The 26,004-nt window shown below is 34.1% G+C and carries 18 protein-coding genes, 7 tRNA genes and 1 pseudogene; 2 read left to right on the top strand and 24 right to left on the bottom strand.

The features are described 5' to 3' along the window. Nucleotides 1-26 precede the first annotated feature (26 nt). The 14 genes from IPJ23_19190 to IPJ23_19125 all read right to left on the bottom strand — a co-directional run bounded on the left by IPJ23_19190 (nt 27) and on the right by IPJ23_19125 (nt 14,063). Complete coding sequence (locus IPJ23_19190; protein MBK7632760.1) at nt 27-3,119, bottom strand: hypothetical protein; 3,093 nt, start codon at nt 3,117-3,119, stop codon at nt 27-29. A 6-nt stretch (nt 3,120-3,125) separates the two neighbouring features. Further along, the gene (locus IPJ23_19185; protein MBK7632759.1) at nt 3,126-5,234 is read right to left on the bottom strand and encodes a T9SS type A sorting domain-containing protein; all 2,109 of its coding nucleotides are present in this window, start codon (nt 5,232-5,234) and stop codon (nt 3,126-3,128) included. A 7-nt stretch (nt 5,235-5,241) separates the two neighbouring features. After that, nucleotides 5,242-9,144 (bottom strand): VCBS repeat-containing protein, encoded by a 3,903-nt coding sequence (locus IPJ23_19180; protein MBK7632758.1) that lies wholly within the window; start codon nt 9,142-9,144, stop codon nt 5,242-5,244. 267 nt (nt 9,145-9,411) lie between these two features. Then, nucleotides 9,412-10,302: a polysaccharide deacetylase family protein gene (locus tag IPJ23_19175; protein MBK7632757.1), complete on the bottom strand. Its 891-nt coding sequence runs from the start codon at nt 10,300-10,302 to the stop codon at nt 9,412-9,414. Further along, on the bottom strand, nt 10,299-11,033 hold the full coding sequence (tsaA, locus tag IPJ23_19170) for a tRNA (N6-threonylcarbamoyladenosine(37)-N6)-methyltransferase TrmO (protein MBK7632756.1): 735 nt from the start codon (nt 11,031-11,033) through the stop codon (nt 10,299-10,301). The genes IPJ23_19175 and tsaA overlap by 4 nt, the downstream gene beginning before the upstream one ends. A 241-nt stretch (nt 11,034-11,274) precedes the next feature. Beyond that, nucleotides 11,275-11,347, bottom strand: a tRNA-Thr gene (locus tag IPJ23_19165). Nucleotides 11,348-11,352: 5 nt separating this feature from the next. Then, a tRNA-Leu gene (locus IPJ23_19160) sits at nt 11,353-11,435 on the bottom strand. A gap of 5 nt (nt 11,436-11,440) precedes the next feature. Then, a tRNA-His gene (locus IPJ23_19155) sits at nt 11,441-11,513 on the bottom strand. Between the two features lie 73 nt (nt 11,514-11,586). Then, nucleotides 11,587-11,660, bottom strand: a tRNA-Ile gene (locus tag IPJ23_19150). 1 nt (nt 11,661) lies between these two features. Next, nucleotides 11,662-11,733: transfer RNA gene (locus IPJ23_19145), tRNA-Met, on the bottom strand. Nucleotides 11,734-11,743: 10 nt separating this feature from the next. Continuing rightward, nucleotides 11,744-11,817 (bottom strand) — tRNA-Phe (locus IPJ23_19140). A gap of 8 nt (nt 11,818-11,825) precedes the next feature. Further along, nucleotides 11,826-11,897: transfer RNA gene (locus tag IPJ23_19135), tRNA-Gln, on the bottom strand. A 28-nt stretch (nt 11,898-11,925) separates the two neighbouring features. Then, nucleotides 11,926-12,957: an RNA 3'-terminal phosphate cyclase gene (locus IPJ23_19130; protein ID MBK7632755.1), complete on the bottom strand. Its 1,032-nt coding sequence runs from the start codon at nt 12,955-12,957 to the stop codon at nt 11,926-11,928. 2 nt (nt 12,958-12,959) lie between these two features. Next, nucleotides 12,960-14,063 (bottom strand): slipin family protein, encoded by a 1,104-nt coding sequence (locus IPJ23_19125; GenBank protein MBK7632754.1) that lies wholly within the window; start codon nt 14,061-14,063, stop codon nt 12,960-12,962. Nucleotides 14,064-14,672: 609 nt separating this feature from the next. On the opposite strand from IPJ23_19125, the pseudogene IPJ23_19120 reads away from it, so the two are divergent. Further along, nucleotides 14,673-16,263: pseudogene (locus tag IPJ23_19120) on the top strand (sigma 54-interacting transcriptional regulator). 196 nt (nt 16,264-16,459) lie between these two features. Here the strand turns inward: IPJ23_19120 and IPJ23_19115 are convergent. The 9 genes from IPJ23_19115 to IPJ23_19075 all read right to left on the bottom strand — a co-directional run bounded on the left by IPJ23_19115 (nt 16,460) and on the right by IPJ23_19075 (nt 23,690). Continuing rightward, nucleotides 16,460-16,630, bottom strand: coding sequence for a hypothetical protein (locus IPJ23_19115; protein MBK7632753.1), 171 nt, complete (start codon nt 16,628-16,630; stop codon nt 16,460-16,462). Between the two features lie 28 nt (nt 16,631-16,658). After that, entirely contained in the window at nt 16,659-18,011 is a 1,353-nt protein-coding gene (locus IPJ23_19110) for a hypothetical protein (protein MBK7632752.1), read from the bottom strand. Between the two features lie 181 nt (nt 18,012-18,192). After that, nucleotides 18,193-19,020 carry a hypothetical protein gene (locus IPJ23_19105; protein ID MBK7632751.1) on the bottom strand — a complete coding sequence of 276 codons (828 nt, stop codon included), beginning with the start codon at nt 19,018-19,020 and terminating at the stop codon, nt 18,193-18,195. Next, nucleotides 18,996-19,304, bottom strand: a complete 309-nt coding sequence (locus IPJ23_19100; protein ID MBK7632750.1) for a hypothetical protein — start codon at nt 19,302-19,304, stop codon at nt 18,996-18,998. Before IPJ23_19100 ends, IPJ23_19105 begins: the two co-directional genes overlap by 25 nt. Nucleotides 19,305-19,327: 23 nt before the next feature. Continuing rightward, nucleotides 19,328-20,725 (bottom strand): metallophosphoesterase, encoded by a 1,398-nt coding sequence (locus IPJ23_19095; protein ID MBK7632749.1) that lies wholly within the window; start codon nt 20,723-20,725, stop codon nt 19,328-19,330. After that, entirely contained in the window at nt 20,718-21,347 is a 630-nt protein-coding gene (locus IPJ23_19090) for a hypothetical protein (GenBank protein ID MBK7632748.1), read from the bottom strand. Before IPJ23_19090 ends, IPJ23_19095 begins: the two co-directional genes overlap by 8 nt. Nucleotides 21,348-21,371: 24 nt before the next feature. Next, complete coding sequence (locus tag IPJ23_19085; protein ID MBK7632747.1) at nt 21,372-21,848, bottom strand: hypothetical protein; 477 nt, start codon at nt 21,846-21,848, stop codon at nt 21,372-21,374. 382 nt (nt 21,849-22,230) lie between these two features. Continuing rightward, nucleotides 22,231-23,280, bottom strand: coding sequence for a tetratricopeptide repeat protein (locus tag IPJ23_19080; GenBank protein ID MBK7632746.1), 1,050 nt, complete (start codon nt 23,278-23,280; stop codon nt 22,231-22,233). Between the two features lie 134 nt (nt 23,281-23,414). After that, entirely contained in the window at nt 23,415-23,690 is a 276-nt protein-coding gene (locus IPJ23_19075; GenBank protein ID MBK7632745.1) for a hypothetical protein, read from the bottom strand. Between the two features lie 359 nt (nt 23,691-24,049). Between IPJ23_19075 and IPJ23_19070 the strand changes: the two genes are divergently transcribed. Further along, a complete protein-coding gene (locus IPJ23_19070; GenBank protein ID MBK7632744.1) occupies nt 24,050-24,568 on the top strand; it encodes a hypothetical protein in 519 nt (172 codons plus the stop codon). Nucleotides 24,569-24,880: 312 nt separating this feature from the next. Here IPJ23_19070 and IPJ23_19065 read toward each other — a convergent pair whose 3' ends face one another. Further along, on the bottom strand, nt 24,881-26,002 hold the full coding sequence (locus IPJ23_19065; protein MBK7632743.1) for a hypothetical protein: 1,122 nt from the start codon (nt 26,000-26,002) through the stop codon (nt 24,881-24,883). Nucleotides 26,003-26,004 lie beyond the last annotated feature (2 nt).

Here is a 26,004-nt window from a genome sequence, read left to right as displayed (position 1 = left end):
TTCAGGCTTGGTCTTATCCATATTATTTACTTTTGTTTAGTTAAAGGAATTTTGATCTTCCATTTTGTTCCATTCCCAATTGAGGTTATCAATTCCGCGCTGCCTGCCAGCGATTTTATACGAGTCCGAATATTTTTTAAACCATTATTTGAACTCGGAATTTTATCATCAAAACTGATTCCATTATCAGAAATCTGAAGATGCAAGTAACCTGTTTCGGTAAATAGTTTAATATTTATTTCTTTGCATAGCGAATGCTTAACTGCATTTGTTACAATCTCTTTAAACACTAACCACAAATCATGTCGCTGCTCCATTTTCAAATATTTTCCAGAAAAACTTTCAGGCATTTCTATATTATACTTTATGTTTTTACTTTCACAAAGATCGGAAGCATAACGACGTAATTTTGGAAGAACAACATTCCAGTCATCATTATCAGGATTTATGGACCATATAATATCACTCATCGATTCCTGAATTTGAATTGCACTTTCACTTATCAAACCGATAAGTTTTTTTAAAGCCTGGGATTCTTTTTCTTTAACTTCAGTTTTTACAGCATCAGCAAAGTAAACGATGCCCGTAATGCTTGCGCTAACTTCATCATGCAGATCTCGAGCGATTCTGTTTCTGGTTCTTTCAACTTCTAATAATTTGTTTAGACGATATTTATGAGTTAAATAAAGTATGAGCATCAGTATTATCAAAGCAATCAATCTAAACCACCAGGTTTTCCAAAAAGGCGGTGCGATAGTAATTTTTAGAACTGCTTCTACAGGATTAAACTTGCCGCTGCTATTTGAACCTCTTACTCTAAATTTATAATGGCCATTACTTATATCTGTGTAACTCGCAAATCTTCTTCCATCAGATTTTATCCAATCTTTATCAACACCTTCAAGTTTATATTCATAAATATTTTTTTCTGGAGAGGTATAATCAAGTGAAGCGAACTCTAATGTAAAAAAGTTTTGATCATAATTAAGATTTACTTCATCAGTAAACAAAATAGATTTATCAAGTTGAAAAGGTTTATCAAACACACGAAAATCAGTTATAATTACATTTGGTACAAATAAATTTTCCTTTATCCCTTTTGGATCAAACTCAATTACACCTGAATTGCCGCCAAAAAATAATCTTCCATCTTTAGATTTGAATACTGCACCGGCTGAAAAATCGCTAATCATTAAACCATTTGATTTATCGAAATTTTTAAACTCAGAAGTATTGATATCAAATTTTGTTAACCCCTTATTTGAACTTATCCACAAATTACCTTGATCATCGGGTATAATTCCGTATACAATATTTCCTGCTAATCCATTATCAACGGTATACCTTAAAAATATTTTTTTACCTCTAATAAATTTATTTATTCCTCCACCCCAGGTTCCTACCCATAAATTCTTTTTACCATCTTCAGCAATACACCAAACAGCATTACTTCCCAAACTATATTTATTGTTTGGATCATTTACAAACCTGGTGAATGAATTATTCTCTCTATTAAAAAGATTGAGCCCTGCTGAGATTGAACCAAACCATAGATGACCATTACTGTCTTCACATATACTAAAAATCGAATTACTTCCTATACTTGTTGAGTCATTTGGATTTGTCCGGTAAACAATTTCTTCTGATGTTGTTGGATTGTAACGATGGATTCCATCGGATGGAGTCGCAACCCACAGCTCTCCAAACTTATCTTCGTGGACTGCGGAAACACCACCAAATTTTATAGAAATATTTTTGAATGGTACAAATGAGTTTGTTTTTCTATTATATTTAATTACTGCTCCAGCAGGAGAATCAGCCCCTGGATCAGCTCCGATCCAAATGTTTCCTTTACTGTCCTCATAAATTACTGTAATTGCATTGCTTCCAAATGCTGGATTCTGTAAAAAGGTTTTAAACTTATTTGAGTTTTTTTCTCTGACATTTATTCCGCCCCCGTCAGAGCCAATCCATAAATTACCAAGATGATCTTCACAAATGGAAAGAACAGGATTTGGACTTATACTTGCTGAATTACCCGGTAAATGTTGTATGTGAGTAAAGTTTTGATTGAGAGGATCATATCTATTAATTCCATCGCCTCCTGTTCCAAACCAGACTCCACCACTTTTATCTTCATAGATTGACATAACGGCTCCAATACTTAATGAGCCAATTATGGAAGGATTATGAGAAAAATTTGTAAATGTCTTCGTTTCGGGATCAAACATATCAAGACCTTTATCAAAGGTTCCTATCCATATTTTCTTTCTGCTGTCAATCAAAATGCTCATTATCCTGTTACTGCTGAGATAATTATTTTGAACAGGATTGTAGTTGTATACTTTGAATTTTCCAGTTGTTTTATTGAAAACACTTACACCACCATTAGCACTTGCGACCCAGAGATTTCCAAATTCATCCTCAGCAATATTAAATACCATATCCCCGGCAAGTGAATTTGGATTTAATGATGAGTAATTATATTTAAATACTTGTTGTTCACTCATTTCAAGTTTAATTAAACCTTCCCACGTTCCCAACCAAAATATATTTTCCTTATCAACTAATAAACATTGTAAGTGAATGGATTCAAACTGTTTCTTAATATTTTGATTCAGATTTTTAGAATGAAAATTATCTTTCTCCTGATCATAAATAAAAAATTCACCCTTTGTTGTAACTGCCCACAAATTTTGATCTTTATCTTCTGCCAGCGTTATAATTTTAACGGAATTAGTATTTGTGTCAGTATAAAATGAATATCTGGAGAAATTATTTTTTTGTGGATTGTATCGGCTTAGTTTACCTCTTAAAGAAAGTACCCAAAGCTTACCGGAAGCATCTTTATATACTTTTCGAATGCCCAAATCAGGTATAGAAGTTGTGTCATTCTGAATTGGCCTGTAAATAGTAAATTTATTTCCATCAAATTTATTCAACCCGTCTTCGGTTGCAAACCACATAAAACCAATATCATCCTGCATAATACTAAAAACGGAAGATTGGGATAAACCATCTTCCGTTGTAAAATGTGTAAAGTGATTTTGCTGCTGAGCATTACAATGTAAATTGTACAGTGTAAAATGTAGAATTATGATTAGAAAAAACTTTTTCATTTGAAGTTATTTCATCAAAATCATTTTTTTGGTTTGAATAAAATCTCCGGCTTTAAGCTGATAGAAATAAATTCCAGAACTTAAATTGTTCATTGTAAATTCTACATTGTAAAATCCCGCAGGTTTGTACTCATTAACAAGTGTCGCAATTTCATTACCAAGCACATCAAATATTTTTAAGGTTTGCCAACTGCTAACTGGCGACTGCCAACTAATTTTTGTACTTGGATTAAAAGGATTCGGGTAGTTTTGGTTAAGAACAAAATTTTGAGGTAGAGAATGATTTTCCTCATTACCGATAAATGTAACTCCGCCGTTAGTTGTGTGCAGAATTGCTCCATTATCCCCAACGGCGGTGCCATTCATTTCATCAACAAAAGAAACCGAAGACAGGCTGCTAGTTCTTCCGCTATCTTGCATTACCCAAGTTAATCCTGCATTAGTACTTCTATAAATATCCGCATAACTACCAACAGCTGTTAAAACATTAGGTGTAATAAATTGAACATCATAAAGGTAGTTTTCAGCGATAGTTTGATTAATGGATATCCAGTTTTGCCCGCCATCTGTAGTTTTCAGAAATAAAGAATAAATTGAAAACTGATCTCCGCCTACTGCTACACCATTATTCTCATCAATAAAAGAAACAGCAAAAAGATAAGAATTTGGATAATTACTATTTTGCAATTCCCAATTGTTCCCACCATTTGTTGTATGAAGAATTGTTCCATAATCTCCAACAGCAAAACCAATATTATTGTCAATAAAATCAACAGCATAAAGGTTATATCCTGGGTCACTTGATTGAAGTGTCCAATTTGTACCGGCATCTGTAGTCCTAAGTATTCTTCCCCCCTGACCAACAGCAGTAGCATTGTTAATATCTGTTACCGATATATCATTGAACCAAAGATAAAATCCATTTTCAAATTGCAATTCCCAATTTTGTCCTCCGTCGGTGGTATGTAATATCCTCGCATCATAACCTGTAACAAAACCGTTGTTAACATCAGCAAAACCAACAGATAGTAAATCTTGCCCACCAATCAATTGTTGAGACCAACTGTTACCGCTATCGTTAGTCCTGTAAATTGTTCCTTGAGCACCAACGGCAGTTCCATGGTTAATATCATTAAAACAGACTCCATATAAAGTATTGATAATTCCACCCGATTGTGCTAACCACGTAATTCCCTGGTCAGAAGTTTTGGTTATTCCATATCCAACCGAAACCGCTGTGGTATCATTTAATATACTAATATCATTCCCACCGTCAGGATAAAAATAATTTTGAACTGATTCCCAAGTTTGCCCACCATCAGAGGATAGAATTATCAGAAAACTACTGCAAACCGCAACGCATTTAGTTAAATTAAAAAATTTTACATTGTTTATTTCGTTAAATGTTAACTGTGCAGAAATATTCCAGTTATTACCACCATCAGAAGTATATAGTATTGTTCCATTAAATCCAGTAATAACGCCAATGTTTGTATTTGCAAATGACACATCAAAAAATTGCTGATTTATAGGGCTTGTTTGCGTGAACCAGGTTAGTCCGGCATCAGTGCTTTTAATGATTGCTGCATTATCGCCGACTGCGATAAGAGTATTTACATCAATAATATTAATTGAGTTTAGATTGTATGGAGTATTACTTGTTTGTGTTGTCCAGCTATTACCACCATCAGTTGAGCGAAGCAAAGTGCCTCCGTCTCCAACCATAATACCAAAATCTGAATTAAGAAATTCTACATCATTTAATTTTGGATATTGGGAGATTGATTGAACAATCCAATCGTTTGAACCAAATGATTTTTTTAAAATTATTCCGTATTCACCAACTGCAATTGCATTAGTTGCATCGATAAAACATACACCGGATAAATTATATGTAGTTGGACTTCCTAATTTTTCCCAATGCGATCCACCATCTGTAGTTTGAAGGATAGTGCCCTCTAAGCCTACTGCAAAACCATCATTTTCGTTTAAAAAACTACAAGAAGTCAGAACTTTTCCTTCAGATACTGGGTTTTGGAAATTCCAACCCTGTGGAGATGAATTAGAAGTTATCAATAATAAATTTATAGATAACAAACACAAATACTTTTTCATTTTAGCCTCACTTCATTAAAATCATTTTTTTTGTTTGAATAAAATCTCCTGCTTTAAGTTGATAGAAGTAAATTCCAGAACTTAAATTGGTATTAACATATTGTTCATTGTAAATTCCAGCTTGTTGTTCTTCGTTAACTAAGGTAGTAACTTCGTTTCCAAGTAAATCATAAACTTTTAACTTTACGCTGCTTGCTTTTGGTAAATGATAGGATATGATTGTGCTTGGGTTAAATGGGTTAGGATAATTCTGCATCAAAGCAAATTCTCTTGGAAGCTGTGATTCTTCTTCGATATCAGTTAACATTATATTAAAGTGATTGATTTGAGACCAGGGACCAATTCCGCCATCATTAATTGTTCTAACTTTCCAGTAAAGGTTATCAATGTTTACTGAAAACCAGTTGTAAAAATCAAAAGAAGAAACATTTATTAAAGTATCATGAAGAGTTGTATTGAATAAAGAATCATTTGATAATAATAGTCTATAAGATGTTGCTGTTATTGTGCTGTCCCAATCTAGGATCAAAGTTTGAGGATTAATTAAACTTGAATCATTACCTGGAAATAATAAATTTGGGGCTGTTGTTGTTGCTTTGTACATATCCCAAACATTCTGATCAGACAAAGCGACATTAAAAACTTTTAATTCATCAATGTCTCCTTTAAATGGTATTCCGCTGGCAATGAATTGACTAATCTTCCAGTTATTACCAAGAACCGTATTTGGTTCACTTGTGATTACTCCAGTAACATCTAATTGCCCATCAACATACAATTTAGTAATTCTTTCTGTGCCGCCTTCATAAACACCACTAACAAAATGCCACGAAGAATCATTTAAATTTATATTTCCATAAACAACGCCATACCCGTAACCATTTCCTAATCCTAAAACATCAGTTATCAGAAAATGGAAATTCGTTGGTGCAGCCTGAGCAGTTCCATAATGAAAAATGTTACTTCCCCATTGATTATACTCTAAGTTTCTAATCCAAGCACTAAAAGTTCTTGGAGAATTGCCAACTGGTAAATTGTTTCCCGGGTTTATTCCTTCTATATAACTATTAACACCATTAAAGAACATTGAATTGTTATCATTTCCATATCTGTCTTTGCTTAAAGCTCCATTGTAATTTATTCCATTATTAATATTTCCGGAATAATCATTTGTATTATTTGAAAATGGATAGTAAGCAACAAGGCTATCAACACAGTTTTTTAAGAATTTAATTTGATTTGTTGCTGAACAGATTCCAACTAAATCTACACTACCATTACCATCAAAATCAGATGCTGTAATTCCATTTAAGGCTTGCATAGGATATGAATTATCAAGAATGAAACTTAAGGATCCGTTATTTGTAAGTATTTGAATATTATTTCCATTGGTATTCACAGCATCTAAATCGCCATCGCCATCAAAATCACTTACAACCGGATTACGAGGGCTACCGCCTACATTACCGAGATTAAGATAATTATTGAATCCACCGAGAGAGTCATTTAAGGCTATACCAAGACCACTTTGGTACCAATCGCATCTAATAAAATCTAAATAATAATCGCCATTAAAATCACCTCCTGCTATTTCATCAGGGTTTGGACCTATATATGGTCCGCCTGAATAAGTAAAATTACCAGTACCATCATTTACCAGGATTTTATAAACACCCCAGTAATCACTTGTTCCACCAAGAATATCAAGATCACCGTCGTTATCAATATCCCCAACGATATTTTTTATAGCTTGAGGAAAACCTGTTGAGGTAAATCCGCTTTCAGTGAAATTTCCACTACCATCATTTTTATAGAAATAAGCTCTTCCATCGAAATTGGCATAATTAACTAAAGCAACAAAATCATTATCACCATCTCCATCAAAATCACCTGGGCAAACACCAATTGGAGCATTAACATCTATAGGTAGTACCCAAGAGAATATTCCTTGACCAGTATTTCTTAGAATTCTAATCTTATTTTCTTCATTGGTAGCAATGATCATATCCAGATCCCTATCATTATCTATATCTGTAAATGAAATAGAGTATGGCTTAAATTCACCCGCCATTTCTTCACCGAGCGTAAAACCTCCCGATCCGTTATTTAGAAGTACAGTATATTTTAAGCTATCGTAATTACTTGCAATAACATCTATTCGCCCGTCATTATTAAAATCTCCACATGTAATATTTGTTGGAGAAAAATTTAACTGGAAGGAATCTGCTACTGCAAACTTTAATGAACCTGATTCAGGTTTAACATTAAACTGAAAAACATAAGGAGTAATATTCTGACCTGCCGCATTTATGATCAAACTATCAAGTGAAACAGTTATCAACTCACCATACTTAAATGTAGTTGTGGGTAAAATTTCTAGTGAGTTGGTTGCAGATGTATATGAAACATTAAATAAATGTTTGCCGGTTAAACTTCCATGCACGAAAACATTGTTACCTGTAATTGTAGAGGGATTCATTGGTTCCGCAAAGAATATTTTAATTGTTTCATCTGGTTTAAAGTAGGATGAATTCTGTTGTGGATAGACACTACTGATTGTTATAGGCTCATATGTTGTACTATCATTGTAAAGCTCAGTTATTTCATTTTCATTTAAAGCACGATCATAAATTCTTATATCATCCAGATATCCTTTAAAGAAATTTCCGTTATGGTTTTTACCAATGAAGAAATCAGATCCTGAAGCATAATCCATCGCTAAAGTATGATTATCAGTTTGCTTCAACTCTCCATCCACATAAATTGAAGTTGTAGAGGTTGATGCACCTGTTTTTTGGTAAGTGACTACAACGTTTTTCCAAATATTAAGATCATTCAATCCGTAAATTGGATTAAAGTACATTCCGGGTTGAGCAACATTGTATCCGTTTAAATAACTTAACTGGCCGCCATTGAAGAATTGCTGATACCGATGTCCACCATCAACCCAGCCGATAACAACTCTTTCACCTCCTAATATTTCTGTCATTTTATACCACCAGGAAATAGTTAGTTCATCGGAAAACAAGTTTGGATTATCTGGGATGGTTATAAAATTATCTGTTCCATTAAAACTGTATGCCTGTCCACCAACACCAAATCTATCCTGAGTTAAGGCGGCTCCGGTAACAGTTCCGTTGTTTCCATTTCCACTTTCATCATTTGCGTTTCCGTTAAAGGGTAAGAACAAAACTAAATCATTGTAAGTGTTATTGTATTCATCAAGAATTTCTGCATCACTCAAGGGTCTGTTATAAATTTTAACCTCATCAACAGCACCATTCATATTACCTGCTGTACAATTGTTCTGGTAAGACTCGCCAATTGAAATGGGATTAGAACTAAAGTTATTATATGCAACATTTCCTGTTCCACCGATTTGGACGTCAACATAAACTTTAGCAATTCCAGAACTTGTATTATACGTTGCTGTAACCATATACCATTGGTCTTCTAGAAAAGTCTGATTTGTTCTAACAGTCGACCAGCCATTCTGACCTAACCATAATTGTAATTGTCCGTCAGTATCAATTCCAAAAAGGAATCCATTTACAAATCCGCAAACGTGTTTGCATACTATGATCTTCGTACCTCCACTTTTATATTTTATCCAGGCATTTATTGTAAAGCCTGTCTCCAGATTCATATTAACAGAATTTGCCAATGATATACTGCTTGATTGATCCGGAAAGGTGTATGCTCTGTCGGGTGTATTAAATCTATCTGCTATTAGTAATGCATTTCCATTTACAGTACCATCGTATCCATTGCCACTTGCATCAATTGCGTTGCCGTTTAATGGTAGATATGCAACCAATGTGGAATCACTGCTATTTAATTCTACATTATTAAAAGTTTGTGCAAAACTCAAACAAGAAATAGCTAAAATAAAAAGTAAAAAAGTTTTCATACTACACCTTTGTTTGGATATAATTTTAGGATGTGAAATTGCGTTGGAAGATTTAGGAAAGAATAGTGAAATGCAGTTGCCACACTTTTTGCAGCTGCCGGATAAGACTCTATTTTAATAATAAAATAATCATGCTCAGAACACATATAACTCCCCTAAGAGTGATTAGTGCTCTTTAAAATTAACTTAAAAAAGTGTTTTAGTCAATTGTTGATAGGGCAAAATATAGAATTAGTTATAAAATATTGATGATTGAGAATCGTTTATTCAATATCCTGATTCAACAGGAGATTTCATTTTATCCACTCCTATTTCATTTATCAAATCGTTGTAGTTTATAAGCTTGATATTATTTTTTTCGAAAATGTTTTGAAGCTTTGCAGAAACTAATGCATTCAGTTCTGCTTCGCGATGTTTGCTCATCTCACTTAAACCAAAAGAATTCATATCAATCATTGCCCGTAATTCCGGATGATCTTTTCCAACATGACAAACAAGTAGATTGATTTTTCCTGGCTCAATTTTTTCAATAAGATTTAATAAGTAATCATGTTTTTTATTTATCTCAACCGCATACATACTTTCGACATCAACTTCTCCAAAATAACGGGAGATGGCAAGTCCGTATTCCTTTGCAAGTTTTTCAACTATACTTCTTAGTTCAGGTTTATCAACAGCAGTACCCATATGATAATCAAGATAGGATATTCTTAAACCACTATTAATTGCTCTTTCGATCTGAGCACGTAATTCAATTTCAACTTCTTCTGTTTTAGGATTATTTGCAAAAAAAGTTGCACGTGAAGGAAAGAAGTAACCATCTTTATCAACCAATGACGGAACTTTGTCTTTTCCTGAAACTGGTCCCCAACGATAATTTTTCCATTCGGCATTTAATGTTAAATGAATACCAACAGTTATTTGCGGATTAGCTTTTAAAATATCCACAGCTTCCTGATACCAGGCACAAGGAAACATTACAGATGCTGAAAACATTAGTCCAGATTCCATCAATTCTTTGAATGCCATATTAACAGAGTGAGACATCCCCAGATCATCGCATCTGATAAGTAATGTTTTTGTTTCTTCCTTTGATTGAGTACATGATGAAGTTTGGATCAAAGAAATCGCAAGCAGAAGTATGAGTAACAGTTTCATAATTTTTTCCTATCAACAAAAATGATATTAAGAATTTTAACATTCTTTTTTAATTCATCAACAACATAATGGATTTGCCAGTCCTGGTAACTTAACGCAAAAATTTCTCTCCCTGATTTTTTAGCATTAATTTTACTTATTCTTTTCCTCGATAAATCAATTGGATTAAATTCAAGCTGGATCCGTGCATAATCAAAAAGATTAATGTCTTTTTCTAATTTTAACTCCTCACCAGCAAATTTAGCTTTAGAGCTAATAGTAACATTGTAAATTTCAGAAAGATCACTTTTTGCCCAACCAGTTTTAACACCAGGGAAAGAATCTGAATAAGGTAAGTATGGTTTAATATCAAATACCGGTGTGCCATCAAGAATATCAGATTCTGAAATAAATATTTTTAATCCATCAACTTTATCAAATTTAACACAACTTAATCCAATCTGATTTGGTCTGTAAGGAGCACGAGTTGCAAATACCCCAACTTTATTTCTTGTATGCCGTGGTGGAGTGACCAGGGGTTTCCAGTTTTTATTAAGATGGAACTGATAGATGATCCATATTCTTTCAAAGCCATCCAAATCTTTTAAAGCTTGCTCAAAATTATTTTTAGGATTAAGATAAATAATTGCTTTACTTTGCTTTGCAAGAACCCCCTGTCTTGGAGTTTCATACCGCTGCTTAAGATCAGATCGAACAAAACCGATTGGACTCAATAATATTTCTTTATTCATAATCAAAATTAAATTTATTATCAGGTCAGATCAATTGATTGAAGAAATAAAAAACTCCTAAAATATTTTATTTTAGAGGATTTAATGAACTGGCTATGGGACTCGAACCCGCGTCTAACTGTTTATAAAACATTTGCATTATCCGTTATACTAAGAGAGCATTGGAATCGTTATAAGTATTTGAACCTTAATCTCCTGGTTCGTAGCCAGGCATCTTATCCGTTAGACGATAACGACATCGAGCCAACGCAATGATTCGAACCCTGTTCTCCGGTTTACAAAACCGGTGCATCAACCTATAATGCTTCGAAGGCATTTGTACAAGTAGAAGGACTCGAACCTTCAAGCCTTTTGGGCAGTAGTTTCTAAGACTACCGTGTATACCAATTCCACCATACTTGCATGTTGGGTGTAAGCTAAGATTTGAACTTAGTCCTATTGGGTCACAGCCAATTGTGCTACCATTACACCACAAACACCATAATAATGTCATGAAAGGAAATGAATACCAATTTTAAAAATTTTTAAATCTATCTATTTAAGTACAATGAAGTCCTACGGGTAGGATTCGCACCCACTATCTCCCGGATATAAGCCGGGTGCATTTACTAATTATGCTTCCGTAGGGTAGCGGGTATTGGATTCGAACCAATGACCTTCAGCTTATGAAACTGATGAGCTGCCGCTGCTCAAACCTGCCAAGTTTTTTGTGGAAAGGGTAGGAATCGAACCCACGCAAACAACGGGCTTCAACCGCTTGCTCTACCTGCTGAGCTACCTTTCCGTAATATGCAGTTCCGGCAGGAATTGAACCTACATCTTTGGGTTCAAAGCCCAATGTGCTTGCCTTTGCACCACAGAACTATAAAGCCGCTGTTCAATTAATTTTTATTCAGGCCTTATCACCAATTCTGACCTGATATTGCTTCTCATTAATTTTTTCAACAGTGATTTCAATTCCTAAAAACCTTTTCACAACCTCAATGTTTGTAAGAGTATGTGATGACGATTCGGTAGTAACAAAACTCCCGCCGCCAGCAAGTGCCATCGGAATTATTAATTGATCAGCCAGATATTTATAAACCGGAACATCAGCATCTGAATATTCCGCGTATTCTCCCAATACGTCATCTATTACATTTTTCAACTTATAATTTCTTCTTCCGAACCCGGTAAACACTTCTGTTGAATTTTCATTTTCATCAATAAGTAGAACAACATTTCCTGGTCCCGGCGAATCAACCATTTTTGCCATACAGTTTACTTCATTCCAATCTAGTTTTTTTTGAATGATTTTCATTTCACTTTTACCAATACTTTCGGGAATCAGTGACGAATATGCTATTGCTTTTTTGCATATTTGTTCTCCTTTCTGGAGAATATCAATTTTATTTAATTTCTGGACTGGGTTTATCTTAACAGAGATTTCCCCGCCTCCAACTGGATAGAATCCGAATTTCCCGATATTAATATTTACATCAGGACCCATTTTCTTTAACTGCTTAAAAAATGAATAATTAAGAAAATCTACTGGTGGAGAAAATTCATTATGAGTACCTCCGCCTATACTGATATTCGATTCACCATCAGCAAGCATAAGAACAGGAAGAATTGCTTGTAAGACAAGAGTAGTGCTTCCAGCTGTACCTATATGGAAATTGTAATTACCTGATTTTACTTTTCTCGGATAAAACTCCATTTTCAAAGAACTAATCTCAGCTCCCTTAACCTCAGCATTACAAATTTCTGCTGCAGCTTTTACTGCAGTAAGATGTTGACGCATCAAGCCAGGTTTTTTTCTTCCGGCTCTGATATTCTTTATTGAAATAGGCTGTTGAGTATACATTGATAACGAAAGAGACGACCTAAGAATCTGGCCGCCTCCTTCTCCGAATGAACCATCTATTTCAATGAGCTTTTTCATACTTAAAGTAAGTTAACAATTTTATCAGTTAACCCTTTTTCACCAAGCATAATTTTCAGATCAGTTTTTGAAGCAATTTTTTCAAGAACTTCAAGCTCTTTGAGCTTCATAAGAACAGGATTGCTCTCGAGCATTTTAGCAGTATTTGCCTGGTTTCTCATTGCGGCAGTCTCCTCTCTTCTGGAGATGAGATTTGCCTCTGCTTCTTTTTTAGCAAGGATAACTTTGTTCAGGATCTCTTTCATATCACCAGGAAGAATTATATCCCTGATTCCATGACTTAGAACCTCGATACCGTACTTAGTCATTCTTACCGCTAGTCTTTCCTCAAGCTCTTTCGCAACAGAATCCTTTTCAGCCAGAATAGCTTCAAGTTCTCTTGTTCCAATTACTTCTCTAAGAACAAGCTGTGCTTCTCTGTAGAGTGCCTGAGTCGAATCTTCAACCATCGAAACAGATTTGTATGCATCTACAATTCTGTAGTTGACAAGGGTATTCAATCTTAAAGAAACTTTATCTGCAGTCATAATTTCTTGTCCGGAAATATCGCTCGACTTTACTCTCAGATCTACCTGATAAAGTTTTACTTTGGAAATACCTATCCAGAATGCATATCTGCCAGGTTTTAGATTTCCCATGAAGTTTCCATTTTCGAAATACAATCCTATATGGTTGTCTTCTACAATGAATTCATTTAGTGCAGCTTTCGATGCACCTGCATCCAGAATTATATCCAGTTTTTCATGGACAAATTGTGGGCTTTTAACATCGATCACTTCTACTAAAACTTCACGACCAACTTTCCAAAGAGCATAAATACCAGTGTAAAGAATTCTGTCAAATCTTCCGTCAATCCATACAACTGCACGTTGATTATCTTTTATATCGATTACTTCAAGTTCATCTTTATTTATTTTACCAGACTTGATAATTGATTCGAGTTCCTTATGGACAAGCCACGCCTCTTTAACAGAAACAATATCAAGCGCTTCATTCTTAAAAAGATTTGTAAACCAATATGAACCTTCTTTAAGTATCTCAACAAATTGTTCATCAACAAAGTACAGTCCTCTTTCGTGTGCAAGGATTCTTTTTTTACCAAACATGGTTTATCTCCTTTTTTGTTAATCAGTTATTTAATAGGCTAGTTGAAGAAAGACAAGTAACTTAGCGCATTTCATCTGCGGAGCGTCACTTAAGCAATTCAAAGTTGTATCGAATCTGCAAACTCAAATTCATCAACACAACTTTTAAAGAGCGGTATCCGCACGCTGCATAGCAGAATTATAATGCTGCAAACAGAATTATACCTCCCAAATAATTTCTGCTTGCTGCTGAATAAATCATCCTTCCTCAAAAAGCCAATGAACGGTACACCTTGACAGGGTGTTTGAGCGGGAATCGAACCCGCGACACATAGATCTTTAGTCTATTGCTCTAACCATCTGAGCTATCATTGTGCAGATTCAATATTCTCCTTAGAACCCGGGAACCGGAACACTAAGTGATTATTGATTACTCAAACCAAATAATGCCGTCCGGTCAAATATCAGCTCTGCATTATGTATTATCCAATGAATGTGCCAAAAGTCTATCAGAACACTTAATTACTTAATTTTTATAGACTTATGGAAATTTTCGAACTGGTTGCTTGATGACTATAGAAATTAATATTATAATTAATTATAAAATTTTATAATTAAAGCTATAGTTATATGAAAAACATATTATTTAGTCTTTTAGGAACCACTTTAGATAAAAGTTTTAAAAAAGATCGCTGGGAAAAATGGCGACCATCCGTGGCAATCTGTCAACATGAGGATCTTCTCATCAATAAATACCATTTAATCTATCCTTCTAATCATCTTCGTCTCGCTGAGCGAATTATTGAAGATATTAAAATCATATCTCCAGAAACAGAGGTGATTCCTCATCAAATTGATTTTAAAGATCCCTGGGATTTTGAGGAAGTATATACAGGTCTTCTTGATTTCCTCGAACATTTTGACTTTCATAAAGAAGAGGATCGGTATCTTTTCAACATAACTACCGGAACCCACGTTGCTCAGATTTGCATTTATCTGCTCACTGAGTCACGAAGATTTCCGGGTAATATAATTCAAACTTCTCCGGCACACGGGAATGTTGCTGGAACCCATTCCATTATTGATCTCGACTTATCCAAGTATGATAAAATAGCAGCGCGCTTTGCTAAAGAAATGAAAGATGATATTACTTTTTTAAAATCAGGGATTGAAACAAGGAATAATAAGTTCAATGAACTTATTGATAGGATAGAACTTGTTGCATTAAGGACAAAGGATCCAATTCTTTTAACTGGACCTACAGGAGCCGGAAAATCATTTCTAGCCAGAAGAATATATGAGCTTAAAAAGTTGAAAGCTTCGGTTAGAGGCCAATTTGTTGAGATAGATTGTGGAACGATTCGGGGAGATGCAGCTATGTCCGCTTTATTTGGACATAAAAAAGGTGCTTTTACAGGTGCAATCAATGACAGGCCTGGTTTACTTAAAACTGCGGATAAAGGAATTGTTTTTCTTGATGAGATCGGAGAACTTGGGCTTGATGAACAAGTAATGTTATTAAGAGCGATAGAAGATAAAAAATTTTTTAGTGTCGGAGCAGATAGAGAATCGGGCAGTGATTTTCAATTAATCTGTGGAACGAATAGAAATCTTCAGCAGAGAGTAAAAGAAGGATTATTCAGAGAAGATTTGCTTGCAAGAATTAATCTTTGGACTTTTAATTTGCCCGGTTTAAAAGACCGCCCGGAAGATATTGAACCAAATCTAGATTACGAACTAAACCGATACGCAGAGCGAACCGGTGATTATGTCCGATTCAATAGAGAAGCGCGCGATGCATTCCTAAAATTTGCTATTTCAAATGATGCAAAATGGTTAGCTAACTTCCGAGATTTAAATGGTGCTGTAGTAAGATTGTGCACTCTTGCGCTTGGTGGGCGAATTACGCTTGATATTCTTGAAGAGGAAATCAAAAGACTAAAATCATTATGGGAAACTGAAAATTTTGGATATGAAAATCGCTTCATTGATAATTTCAAACAAATTATTGACAATGACAAAGTTGACTTATTCGAACAAATTCAGATTGAAGGCGTGTTGAGAGTCTGCAGTGAATGCAGAAGTCTATCTGATGCAGGCAGAAAACTTTTTTGCCATTTCAAGACTTTCAAAATCATCTTCGAATGATAGCGACAGACTAAAAAAATTTCTTTGGAAATATGGCTTAACTTGGGAGATGATACAAAATAAATTTACCTAAATTAGTTTTACTGTAAATTGTCAATTAAAAAACCCCTAAAAAATTGTTTTAGGGGTTTCAGTGAGCTGGCAATGGGACTCGAACCCGCAACCTGCTGTGTATAATCATCCGGTGTCGCGCAGTGAGACCACCTTCTTGTTTTTGTTTTTCAACAATCAAATTTTACAAAGATCAGTTTCTTTCTCCCTTTCACCTCTTATCCACCCCCAACTGCTTGTTCGTGTTGCTCATTATAAGAAAGAGTGAATTGAGTATATGCTATAATCTGATTTGATCCCACAGGAGCAGGTAGATAGTCAAATTGAGCATAAATATCGAATACGCAAATGTGAATAAGAATGAACAAAGAAATAAAATACAGTTTCATAATACCTTCTTATGTTATCAAATTTGGATTAAAAAAATAATTTATAAACTCCGTAAGCAATCAACAGATAAAATCCAATTATCAAAGTCAAGTGGACAATTATTTTACTAATTTGAATTGTATTGGAAAACCAACTTGATGATTTCTCTTCGGGCTGTTTTAATTTGTTTAATCTCTCAAGTCCATAAAATTTTGAGAGTAAATATTTTAATACTGTTGAATCACTCCAGTATTTTATGTGAGCTAAACCGGGTAAATAAAAGAATCGATCAAGATGAATATTTCTAAGAAGATTATTTTCCGGACAGATAATGGAATTTGAAAGTGCACCAGATACAGGATCCGCCCAATGCCAGAAATTAATCCACCAGGAAGGCAGAAAGTGACCGACTGAATTATTTTTTTTAATATCTTCTGTAGGTTCAGATTCAAGAATTCTCTCTGGCCAGCTGCGTAACACTTCATTTTCAAATAGAACTGCAATTTTATCCAAAGGGCTTCCGATAGTAATAAAATTCTGCAAAGAACTCCAAAACTTTTCAACTCCTCGTCTCTGATTTTCATCTCCAGTTTTGGATAATTCATCAGCTCTATTCAAAATATCTGAAAGGACGTTGTAACTTATTACGGATCCTAAACTATGAGCAACCCAATAGACTTTATCAAACTCTATAAAATTGTGATCGACTTTATATCTCCCCATTATATTATTTAATTCTCTAAAGTTCCAATCTAGACCAATTAGTCTAAGGAAACTTTTTCCAACTCTGTAATCAATTCTCTGGACTATTGCTCTTTCAACCATACCTTTGGGTGAACAATACATTCTTACATCATTTAATACATCAGACATAATTGACGGGGAAAAAATAAATATTAGAAAAAAGATTGGTGGAGCTAATATCAACAAGACAAAATAAATGATATTGGCTAAGGTTGTTGCCCTACTAAATACTTTTGGGTCAAAGACTAGCCTGACAAGCTGCCATAGAAACCACTTTAAAGTTTTTATTGATGAAGTACTGCGGGCCTTCCACAATAAGGAGAAAAAACTATACTTCGATTTTTCAAACCTTTTCCATTCATCTTTAAAACTTGTTTTTAGATTACTATAATCTGCCCAAAAGCCTTCTTGTACAAAAGGGGCTGGTAATTCCGTGCTAGCTAGTTCTTTTGGCCCAAATGATTCAAGGGAGTCTTCAATTCCAATTCTTATGGACGCTGCCGTTTCTGACCAGGCCTGTAATCCCATTCCGTGTACAACAAATATGGCACTTTTTTTTGATGGATCACTATCCGATACTTGACCAAGGTGCCATTTATATACTTTTTCCCAGGCCTTGGGCCTGGAGTAATATGGTTGTGCCTTTTTAGAAAACATTTTTCCCTCTAATTTTTTGATTATAAATTCTCATAACCCCAAAACTGTTTGTGAAACAAAACTTTCATAACTAAAATATTTTAGGTGCATCGAATAAATTATTGACTAGAAATGATCTCCAATATTTATTATAAAATGAATGAATAATAAACAGCCAAAGACATACTGATTTTGCCTTCTTCTATATTAATTTTGAAAAATTTGTAAATAGAGGATGCCCTGGAAACGCTTGACGAAGCTGATGATAATTTACATCGAGTAGATTATCTTGAGGAACGATTGCTCTTTCAAGATGACCTTCAAGCATAGCTTTTAAATCTTTCTTCTTTTCTTCAGTATTCGCAAATATTTCAAAGACGGGGGTCGGATAATCACTTCCAAATAACAAATATTTAGGAGGAAGATCCGCGATCTTATCAAAATAATCTAATCGAAAAGGTGTGCTTAAAGCTGACACGTCCGCATAACATTTTCCAGAATCTTCATCATCCTTATTTTGTTTTAAATATCGTTGCACTTCAGGAAAATCTGAATGCTCTAAGAATGACAGCAGTCTGTTTGCAAAGTAAGGCAACCCGCAATGTGCAAAAATAATTTTTCCACCTGCGTTCAACCCACGTTCAAGATTTTTTTTAATTCCTTCTATATCAGGAGTATACCATCTGTTTTTAAATCGAAACCAGTTTCTAGTTTTCTCAAGCCAGGACCAGCTTAAAAAATCGTACGATTGAGTTCGCTTATCAGTTGTAGGGATTGCATATTCAGGTCCAACATGAAGTAGTAGAGGCAATTTTACTTCCGCTAAATGTTCTAGCGCTACGCCAACTTTTTTATCTGCCAAATTTATCTGCTGTGTAGAAGGAACCCATTTTAATAATACTGCTCTATTATCTAAACAATATTTTACTCTGGCTTCAAAATTCTGAGCATAAGGATGTACTGAAGCACCTAGAAGTATCTTTTCAGATTCAGGCTTCAACTTCTCTACGATGTATTCATTTTGACCCAAAAATGTGAAGCACCTTCACATTTGTTTCCATTATTATCATAAACAGGATCCATCGCTAAACAGACTACTTTATCCATCATACTGGTTTCAATGGTTCTGACTATTACGTCATGCAATATTGTATCAGATACATTTTCGGCTTTTATCCCGGCAAACAAAAGAAAGATTTTAAATGTAAGTTGCTGCCGATACCATGCTGACATGTACCCCATATCAGGCCATTTATTTCCTATTAATCCAACGTGAACGTGGATATCAATCAATTTAAGTTCTGGATTGCTCATTTTAATTTTGCCTCCTAAATATTCTATAATCTAACTTCGAGATTTTCTCTTGCAGAAGTTGCATCTTGTTTACAAGCACTAACCCTATTCTGATGAATACGACAATTTTTATCCATAACATTGACGGTTTCGGTGTCTTCATAAAGTAAATTAAGATCGTCAAGAAAAACCGGGGTAACCCGTATTTCGCTATTATTAGAATGCGGCCATTGCTTTTTAAATTCTAAAAGAATAAAACTCAGATATTTTGGGGCATCACAATCTTCAGATCCCTCTATTTGTAACTTCTGAGCAATCTTTCCTATAGTAGAACTAATCCAGGATTTATTTTTTCCCCAATCGCTAACTACCCGTCTTGCCCAGGTTGCATATTTTATCCACTCTTCTTGATTAGGATATCGAATACTGTGATAAGGTCCATCTGAATAATCTGTACTTTGTAAATAGGCACCACCACCACCATTAACCATATAGGTTGGCTGAGAATTATTTATTTCACGGTGTGCTTCTTCATTTGTTATATATTCGCGGAAAATATCAGCTGAATATTGCTGATGATTATGGTCGTGCCCACAAAGCACTAACTCAACACACCTATAATCAGCAATAATCTGATGAAGAGTTGATAGATGTTCCTCTACTTGCTTTTCTTTTGCAAGTGCCGGAATATGGAATAGTATAATTACTTTGGATTTTTTTTCCTGAGCTTTACGTAATCTTTCATCAAGCCATTTATGCTGTGAATGGTCAGGATATATTTTTCTCTTCCAAAATTGCCACCAATAATCATAACCATCAAGGTTAGCTGATTTTCCAGAATCAATTCCAATTATTACCAATTTCGAATCCCCGTCTGAGTCGTTCAATTCCCAGTACATTCCTGGCTGAATTGTACTATGATTGAGCCCTGATTGGGACCAGTAATTATCATATTTTCTTGTACAGAATATATCGTAAAAATCTCTCCCATTATTTGGAGAGTAATATTCGTGATTCCCTGGTGTTGCCCAAATTGGTAAATTTAAATTAGTATAAGGTCTAAAAAAACCAGCAACAAAATCATCTTCATCTTGACCAGAACTCATTCTTCCAGCGGGGTAGGCAACATCACCATTAATGATTAATAAATCAGGATCAAATTCCCGGATCAATGGAAGTAAACCATACTGAGACTTATCACCTTCACCAGTATCACCAAGTATTATTATTTTAAACCCATCTTTTGAACTTTTGTTGATATTTATTATTTGGGATAGTTGAATAGATCTGTCCGGCGGATCTGGTTTTCCAAATTCATATCTCCACTCATTAGAATAGTCCACTCGCATAAATGCCTGTCGCGAGGCCCAAAGGTTTTTTGGACGCAACCAATAAGCAAAGCCACGTGCTCCTGTAAAATCAGGATAAATTATTTTAGCCATTACTTTCCTCCGGTGAAGAATCGCTGCCGGAATTGGATTTCCCCTTTTGTATCTTTAATAAAGCAGATGCAATATCATTCCAAAATGGCGCGCCGAATGTTATAAATATTGAAGTAATGATGCAGTTGAGTAAATACAGTAAAAAATCCCAAGTCAACATATTCGGTATAGCTGAAAAGTCTATCAACTCAGCAATGCTTTGATCAGATGATTCTCTACTTAATGTTTCTGTCATAATTTGATTTGCTAACTCAAGTTTATTTTGAATCAATGAATCTTGAGATGCTTTATGTTGCTCATAATATTCCATTGTTGTCTCAGCAAATTTAATTGCCTCTTCTGGATTAGTTTCAAGAGCATTCTTATACAAAACATCAATGCCCAGATTAAAAAAGATGGTTATTATTAAAGCAATGAAAAAAGTTAATTTTATATTGGCACGACCATAGGTGTATTCAAAATTCCTTTCGAATTGAGAAAAGTTTTTTGCAGCATCTTCGATATGAGGAAGAAATTTTTTCGAAAATTCTGACAGGAGTTGCTTAGCATCGATTATTATTTTCGATATATCTTTTTGAGCTAATGCGCCACCAAGTAAATTCGTTCCTGTATTTGGGTTCACATCTTCCGATTCTTCGTGCTTTTCTTAATTAAAGAATCCAATAATCTCTAATGCATTCCAGTATCCGGTAGTCCCTTTCTCAACTTTGCTAACTTCATTTATAAAATCTTTTAAGAATTTAGATGGTTCGGCTTTTTCACCAGCTTGGTATTCGACTTCTAATTTTAATCTATCTAAGGTTCGTTGTACATATGCTGGTGATGTTCTTTCCAATGCAGAAATTAATTCTTCTTTTTTTAGTGGTAATATCAAACCTTTAGATTGGACACGTTTAAATTGAAGTGGACCTCTTACACGAACATTAGGTAATACTCCCGGCTGCAATAGTTCAAACGCTATTGATCCTAGGAAATCTTGTAAAGCTATAAGGTATAATCGACCTTTACTGCTTCGAAGGTATTTGTATAATTCCTGTATTACCTGAACAACAATTGATAGCCCAAGAAAAGTTGCAGCTAATGTAAGTAGAACGGTTAGCAAAGAATTATCTAATAAGCTCATGTTACTCTCCTCAAATTATTATTTATAACTAAACGAGTTCAGGATCTTACAGATATAGTGATTTTAGAAAATAATATTGAACAAAATCACTCAAGTATTTCATTATTCTTCAGTGATCTGCTTCGGGAGAGTTATCGAGATGTCATCTCAGGACTTAACGAAAAAATGGCTCTAACGTTCAGCCCTCTCGGAGTAGAGAAAATTTACTGCCTGTAATTAGCAATTAATTTTAATCAAAGTCAAAAACTTTCGATTTACAAATACTAATGATTGATGAATGTGTATTAAAATAAAGTAACCCTGAAACCGAAGCCTCAGGGTCTTGTGTTAACAAAAAGCTTGGATAACTACCTTTCTTAAGTACAATTCAAAATTTATTAAATTACAATTTCATTAATGCTTTATTTCTTACTATAGCTAGTTCCATACTATTAATATTAGAGGAGGTAATTTTTTCAAATATCTTTTTTGCTTCCTGTGTGTTTCCAGCTTTCTCTTGAGAAATTGCTTCCCAATACCAGGTGTAAGGACTTTCCTTATCAGCCCTATTTATGTATTCTAGGGCCAAACCAAAATTCCCTTTATAGTATTGATAAATACCATAAATAAAATTTAAATATTTAATTTCATTTGGGACTTGTCTTTTTTCAACTTGTACTTTTATAACTTCTAAATCTTTCTCTACTCCATCAAAATCCTTTTTCAAAATTTTAAGATGGCATATATCAAGCTCGTTGTAAATTTCATAAATCCTCAGCGTAGCATCATCCATCTCTAATGATTTTGTAAAATCAGAAGCGTTATTAAAATATTTTTCACCTTCAGCTATATTACCATTTTCTATAAGTATCATACCTGCGTAATTATTTCCATTTATTACATAATTCGGCGCATTGTTCTCTGAAGCTAATTTTGATCGCTCATCCAATATTTTGATTGCCGCAGAAATATTTTCCTCATAAACATATGAAACTGCTTTCCACCATAACGCAGCAAATTTTTGGTTAATATTAAATGCTTTATCATAATATTGTTGGTAATATGTTCTTGCTTTATTGAATTCACCTTTAAAGACATAGTTATTTCCAACACCAATCAGAGCAGTAATATATTCTGGATCAATTTCAAGAGCTTTTTCATATTGCTTTATTGATTCATCATATCTTCCTTGTATTAATAGATATTCTGCATAAGAATCATAAGGATTAGCTTCATTTGGTATTAGTTCAATGTATTTTTTAAATGGTTCTTCAGCTTGACTAAAGCTTTTCATACTCATATATACATAACCAAGCATATTATAGCTTGAAGCATATTTATTATCTATAGCTACTGCTTTATCGAAATGTTTAAGTGCATTAGGATAATCTTGTATACCATAGTAATAAATACCAGCTAAGTTTTGTACTCTCTTATCGTCCGGGTAGAGCAATAACAGACTATCTAGTTCTTGTTTCTGACTTACTGCATCACCATCAAAAAGTGCTTTATTATAAAGTATTAAGTGCTTTTCACCATCCGATACCTTGTTTAGAAGCTCTTCGGCCTTTGTTAAATTTTCTCTGGCTATTTTATAACCCCTCCTGAACCTGCACGATACAAATAAGCCATTGCAAAATCTTTATCCAGAGCTATAGCTTTATCAAACATCACAGCAGCTTGGGGGAATTTGAGCTTTTCGGACATATCACGTCCTTCTATAAATAATTTTAATGCATCATCAGAATTTGTTGTAATAGTTATTTCCTTTGAAATGGGCTCATCTTTAACACAACCGATAAAGAAAAGAGATACGATGCAAAAAGAAATAAAAAGAGTAATGAATGTTTTTTTATAAGACATAACAGTCTCCGTATGAAATAATTAATAAAATATTATTTATCAGCAGTTCTGCTTCGTATGAGTATTCTTGGTGTTATCTCGGTAAGTATCTACAACTAAACTCTAACTCGCACGGAGTAGAGGAAAATTATATAATGATATGTATATTAAATATTTATTAAAGTCAAAAACTTTCGATTTACAAATACTAATGATTGATGAATGTGTATGGATATAAACATCTACCAAATACCTTAAGCAGGACCGAAATAATAGTTATTTAAGCAAAATCATTTACATAGTTTATTGAAGTAGCAATTGTTATTAGTTAAATTATTATAAACAAAATGAAAACAATTATATTCATATAACTTCTAATATTGAGTTTAAATTCCACAAACTTACTTTCACAAAACAAAGACACCTGGTCTGCCTTTGAAGATGAAGCAACGAACTTTCGTGGGTTTAAGGATGATGAAGGTAATATTAAAGTAGAAGCAAAGTTTCTTGGTTTTATGCTTGCCCCAAAATTTTCAGATATAGTTGCAGTTATGGAAGATATTAAAACAAGCTATTATCTCACAAGAAGAGGAGAAAAAGTCGGCAGAGACAGTCTTTACATTTTTGATAACTCTTTTGATTGTGAAAGCGAAGGATTTATAAGATTCAGAGATAAGGAAAATAACACAACCGGTATGTTTAATAGTGAAGGTAAGGTTTTGATTCCTGCAGAGTATAACTATCTGTCAGAAGTAAGGAATGGTCTCATTGTAGCTCTTAAAGGAGCAGTAAAAGAATACTTAAATAATGATTCAACCTATGAACATTTGGGATGGTCAAATGGCATCAAGTACCTTATCGATACCACCAATAAAATTCTTGTTAAAGATTATTACTAACCCTTGCGTCTCACCCCAATTCCCCTTACTCTTAACTATGATACCATTTGATTATAAATACACAACCAGATACTTTAACTCAGCTAATAGGCTTGGGTTAGAAAAAGCGAAAGAAAATTTATTGGAACACTGACCCTCTAAACCAAAACACGTTGCCTTTGCCCACTGAAAAGAGGTCAGCTAATTAATTTTATTTTTAAGGTAATATCTAGACAATAAATAAAAGCAGTGGATGATGAAGAACAAACTATCATTGGGAAAACAAGAGTGGCAAATTCAAGAAAAATACTTATCAAGCAAGGGGTTTATTATTTAATTTGGCACTTGAGTTCCCTTTCCATTATTAGGGACCCAAAATGATTCATTATCATTATTCTGAACTTGACCATTTAAATTAAAATCAGATTCTTTATAACCTGATTGGCCATTTTGAGGTACCCAAAAGTTTTCTCTGTCATTGTTTTGAACCTGACCGTTCCCGTTAGCATCCGCTGCAAACATTCCGAAAACACCAACACTTAGCTGAACCATCGAATTTACACCATAAGCTCTGGATATTTCTGTTGTGAAATTATATAATTGACTAAAATAATCTAGTGACGTTGAAATAGAACTCATTATGGGAATATGATTTCTATGATAAATTACTATAAAATAATTTCCTTTCGGCTTAGTTAAGAACAATGAAGATACACCGTCCATCCCCACTACATTACCTGTCCTTGTAAGAAACCCCGCTTTGCGTTCAACTATTGTACTGGCGCCTGTGCCTGTTCTTAATTCGATTAAAATCCAGTCTACGATATTTTGGTGTGTATTAAAGAAACTTGTGCTAACTGATTCAGTTCCTGAATAATTCCATGGTTGAACAGAATACGGTTGAATAAGTGGAATATACCCTGATAAATTTAAAGTAGTGCTCATATCACTCCCATTAAATGGGCCTTGAAGAAATGATTTTACGTTTATTGATAAGGGAACTACTATTTGAGAAGAAGTCCAATCAACTGGTATACTTGAACCATTATTTTCAAATAACTGAACCAAAGTTATATTAATATTACTGGTACCCGCTGATAAGGCTTGAAAGTTTAGTGAAAAAAGTTTACCGGAACCGCTCGCATTATTGGGACCTAATATTGCCGCATCCACCAAAACATTATTTATAATTGTTGCAGGATTAGTAAAAAATACCGTACTTGCAACAGAAGATAAAAATGTACCTTCAACAACACTATTAAGTTTAACTACAGAATTATTAAAGCTAATTGCAACGCTGTAACCATGAAGATTATTAACATTGGCTATCATTACATCAAGTTTAATTGTATTTTGCCCTGTAAGAACGATTGATTGCGGTGTGATATAAACATCAGTCTGTGCAACCAAATTGAAGTGGAAGAACAATATGCTTAACAGTAATAATTTCTTCATAA

The organism is Ignavibacteriales bacterium, assembly GCA_016709765.1.
In the GTDB taxonomy this organism is placed as follows: domain Bacteria; phylum Bacteroidota; class Ignavibacteria; order Ignavibacteriales; family Ignavibacteriaceae; genus IGN3.
Note: the sequence above shows the minus strand (reverse complement) of the source record. Positions and strands in the feature narration are given on the sequence as shown.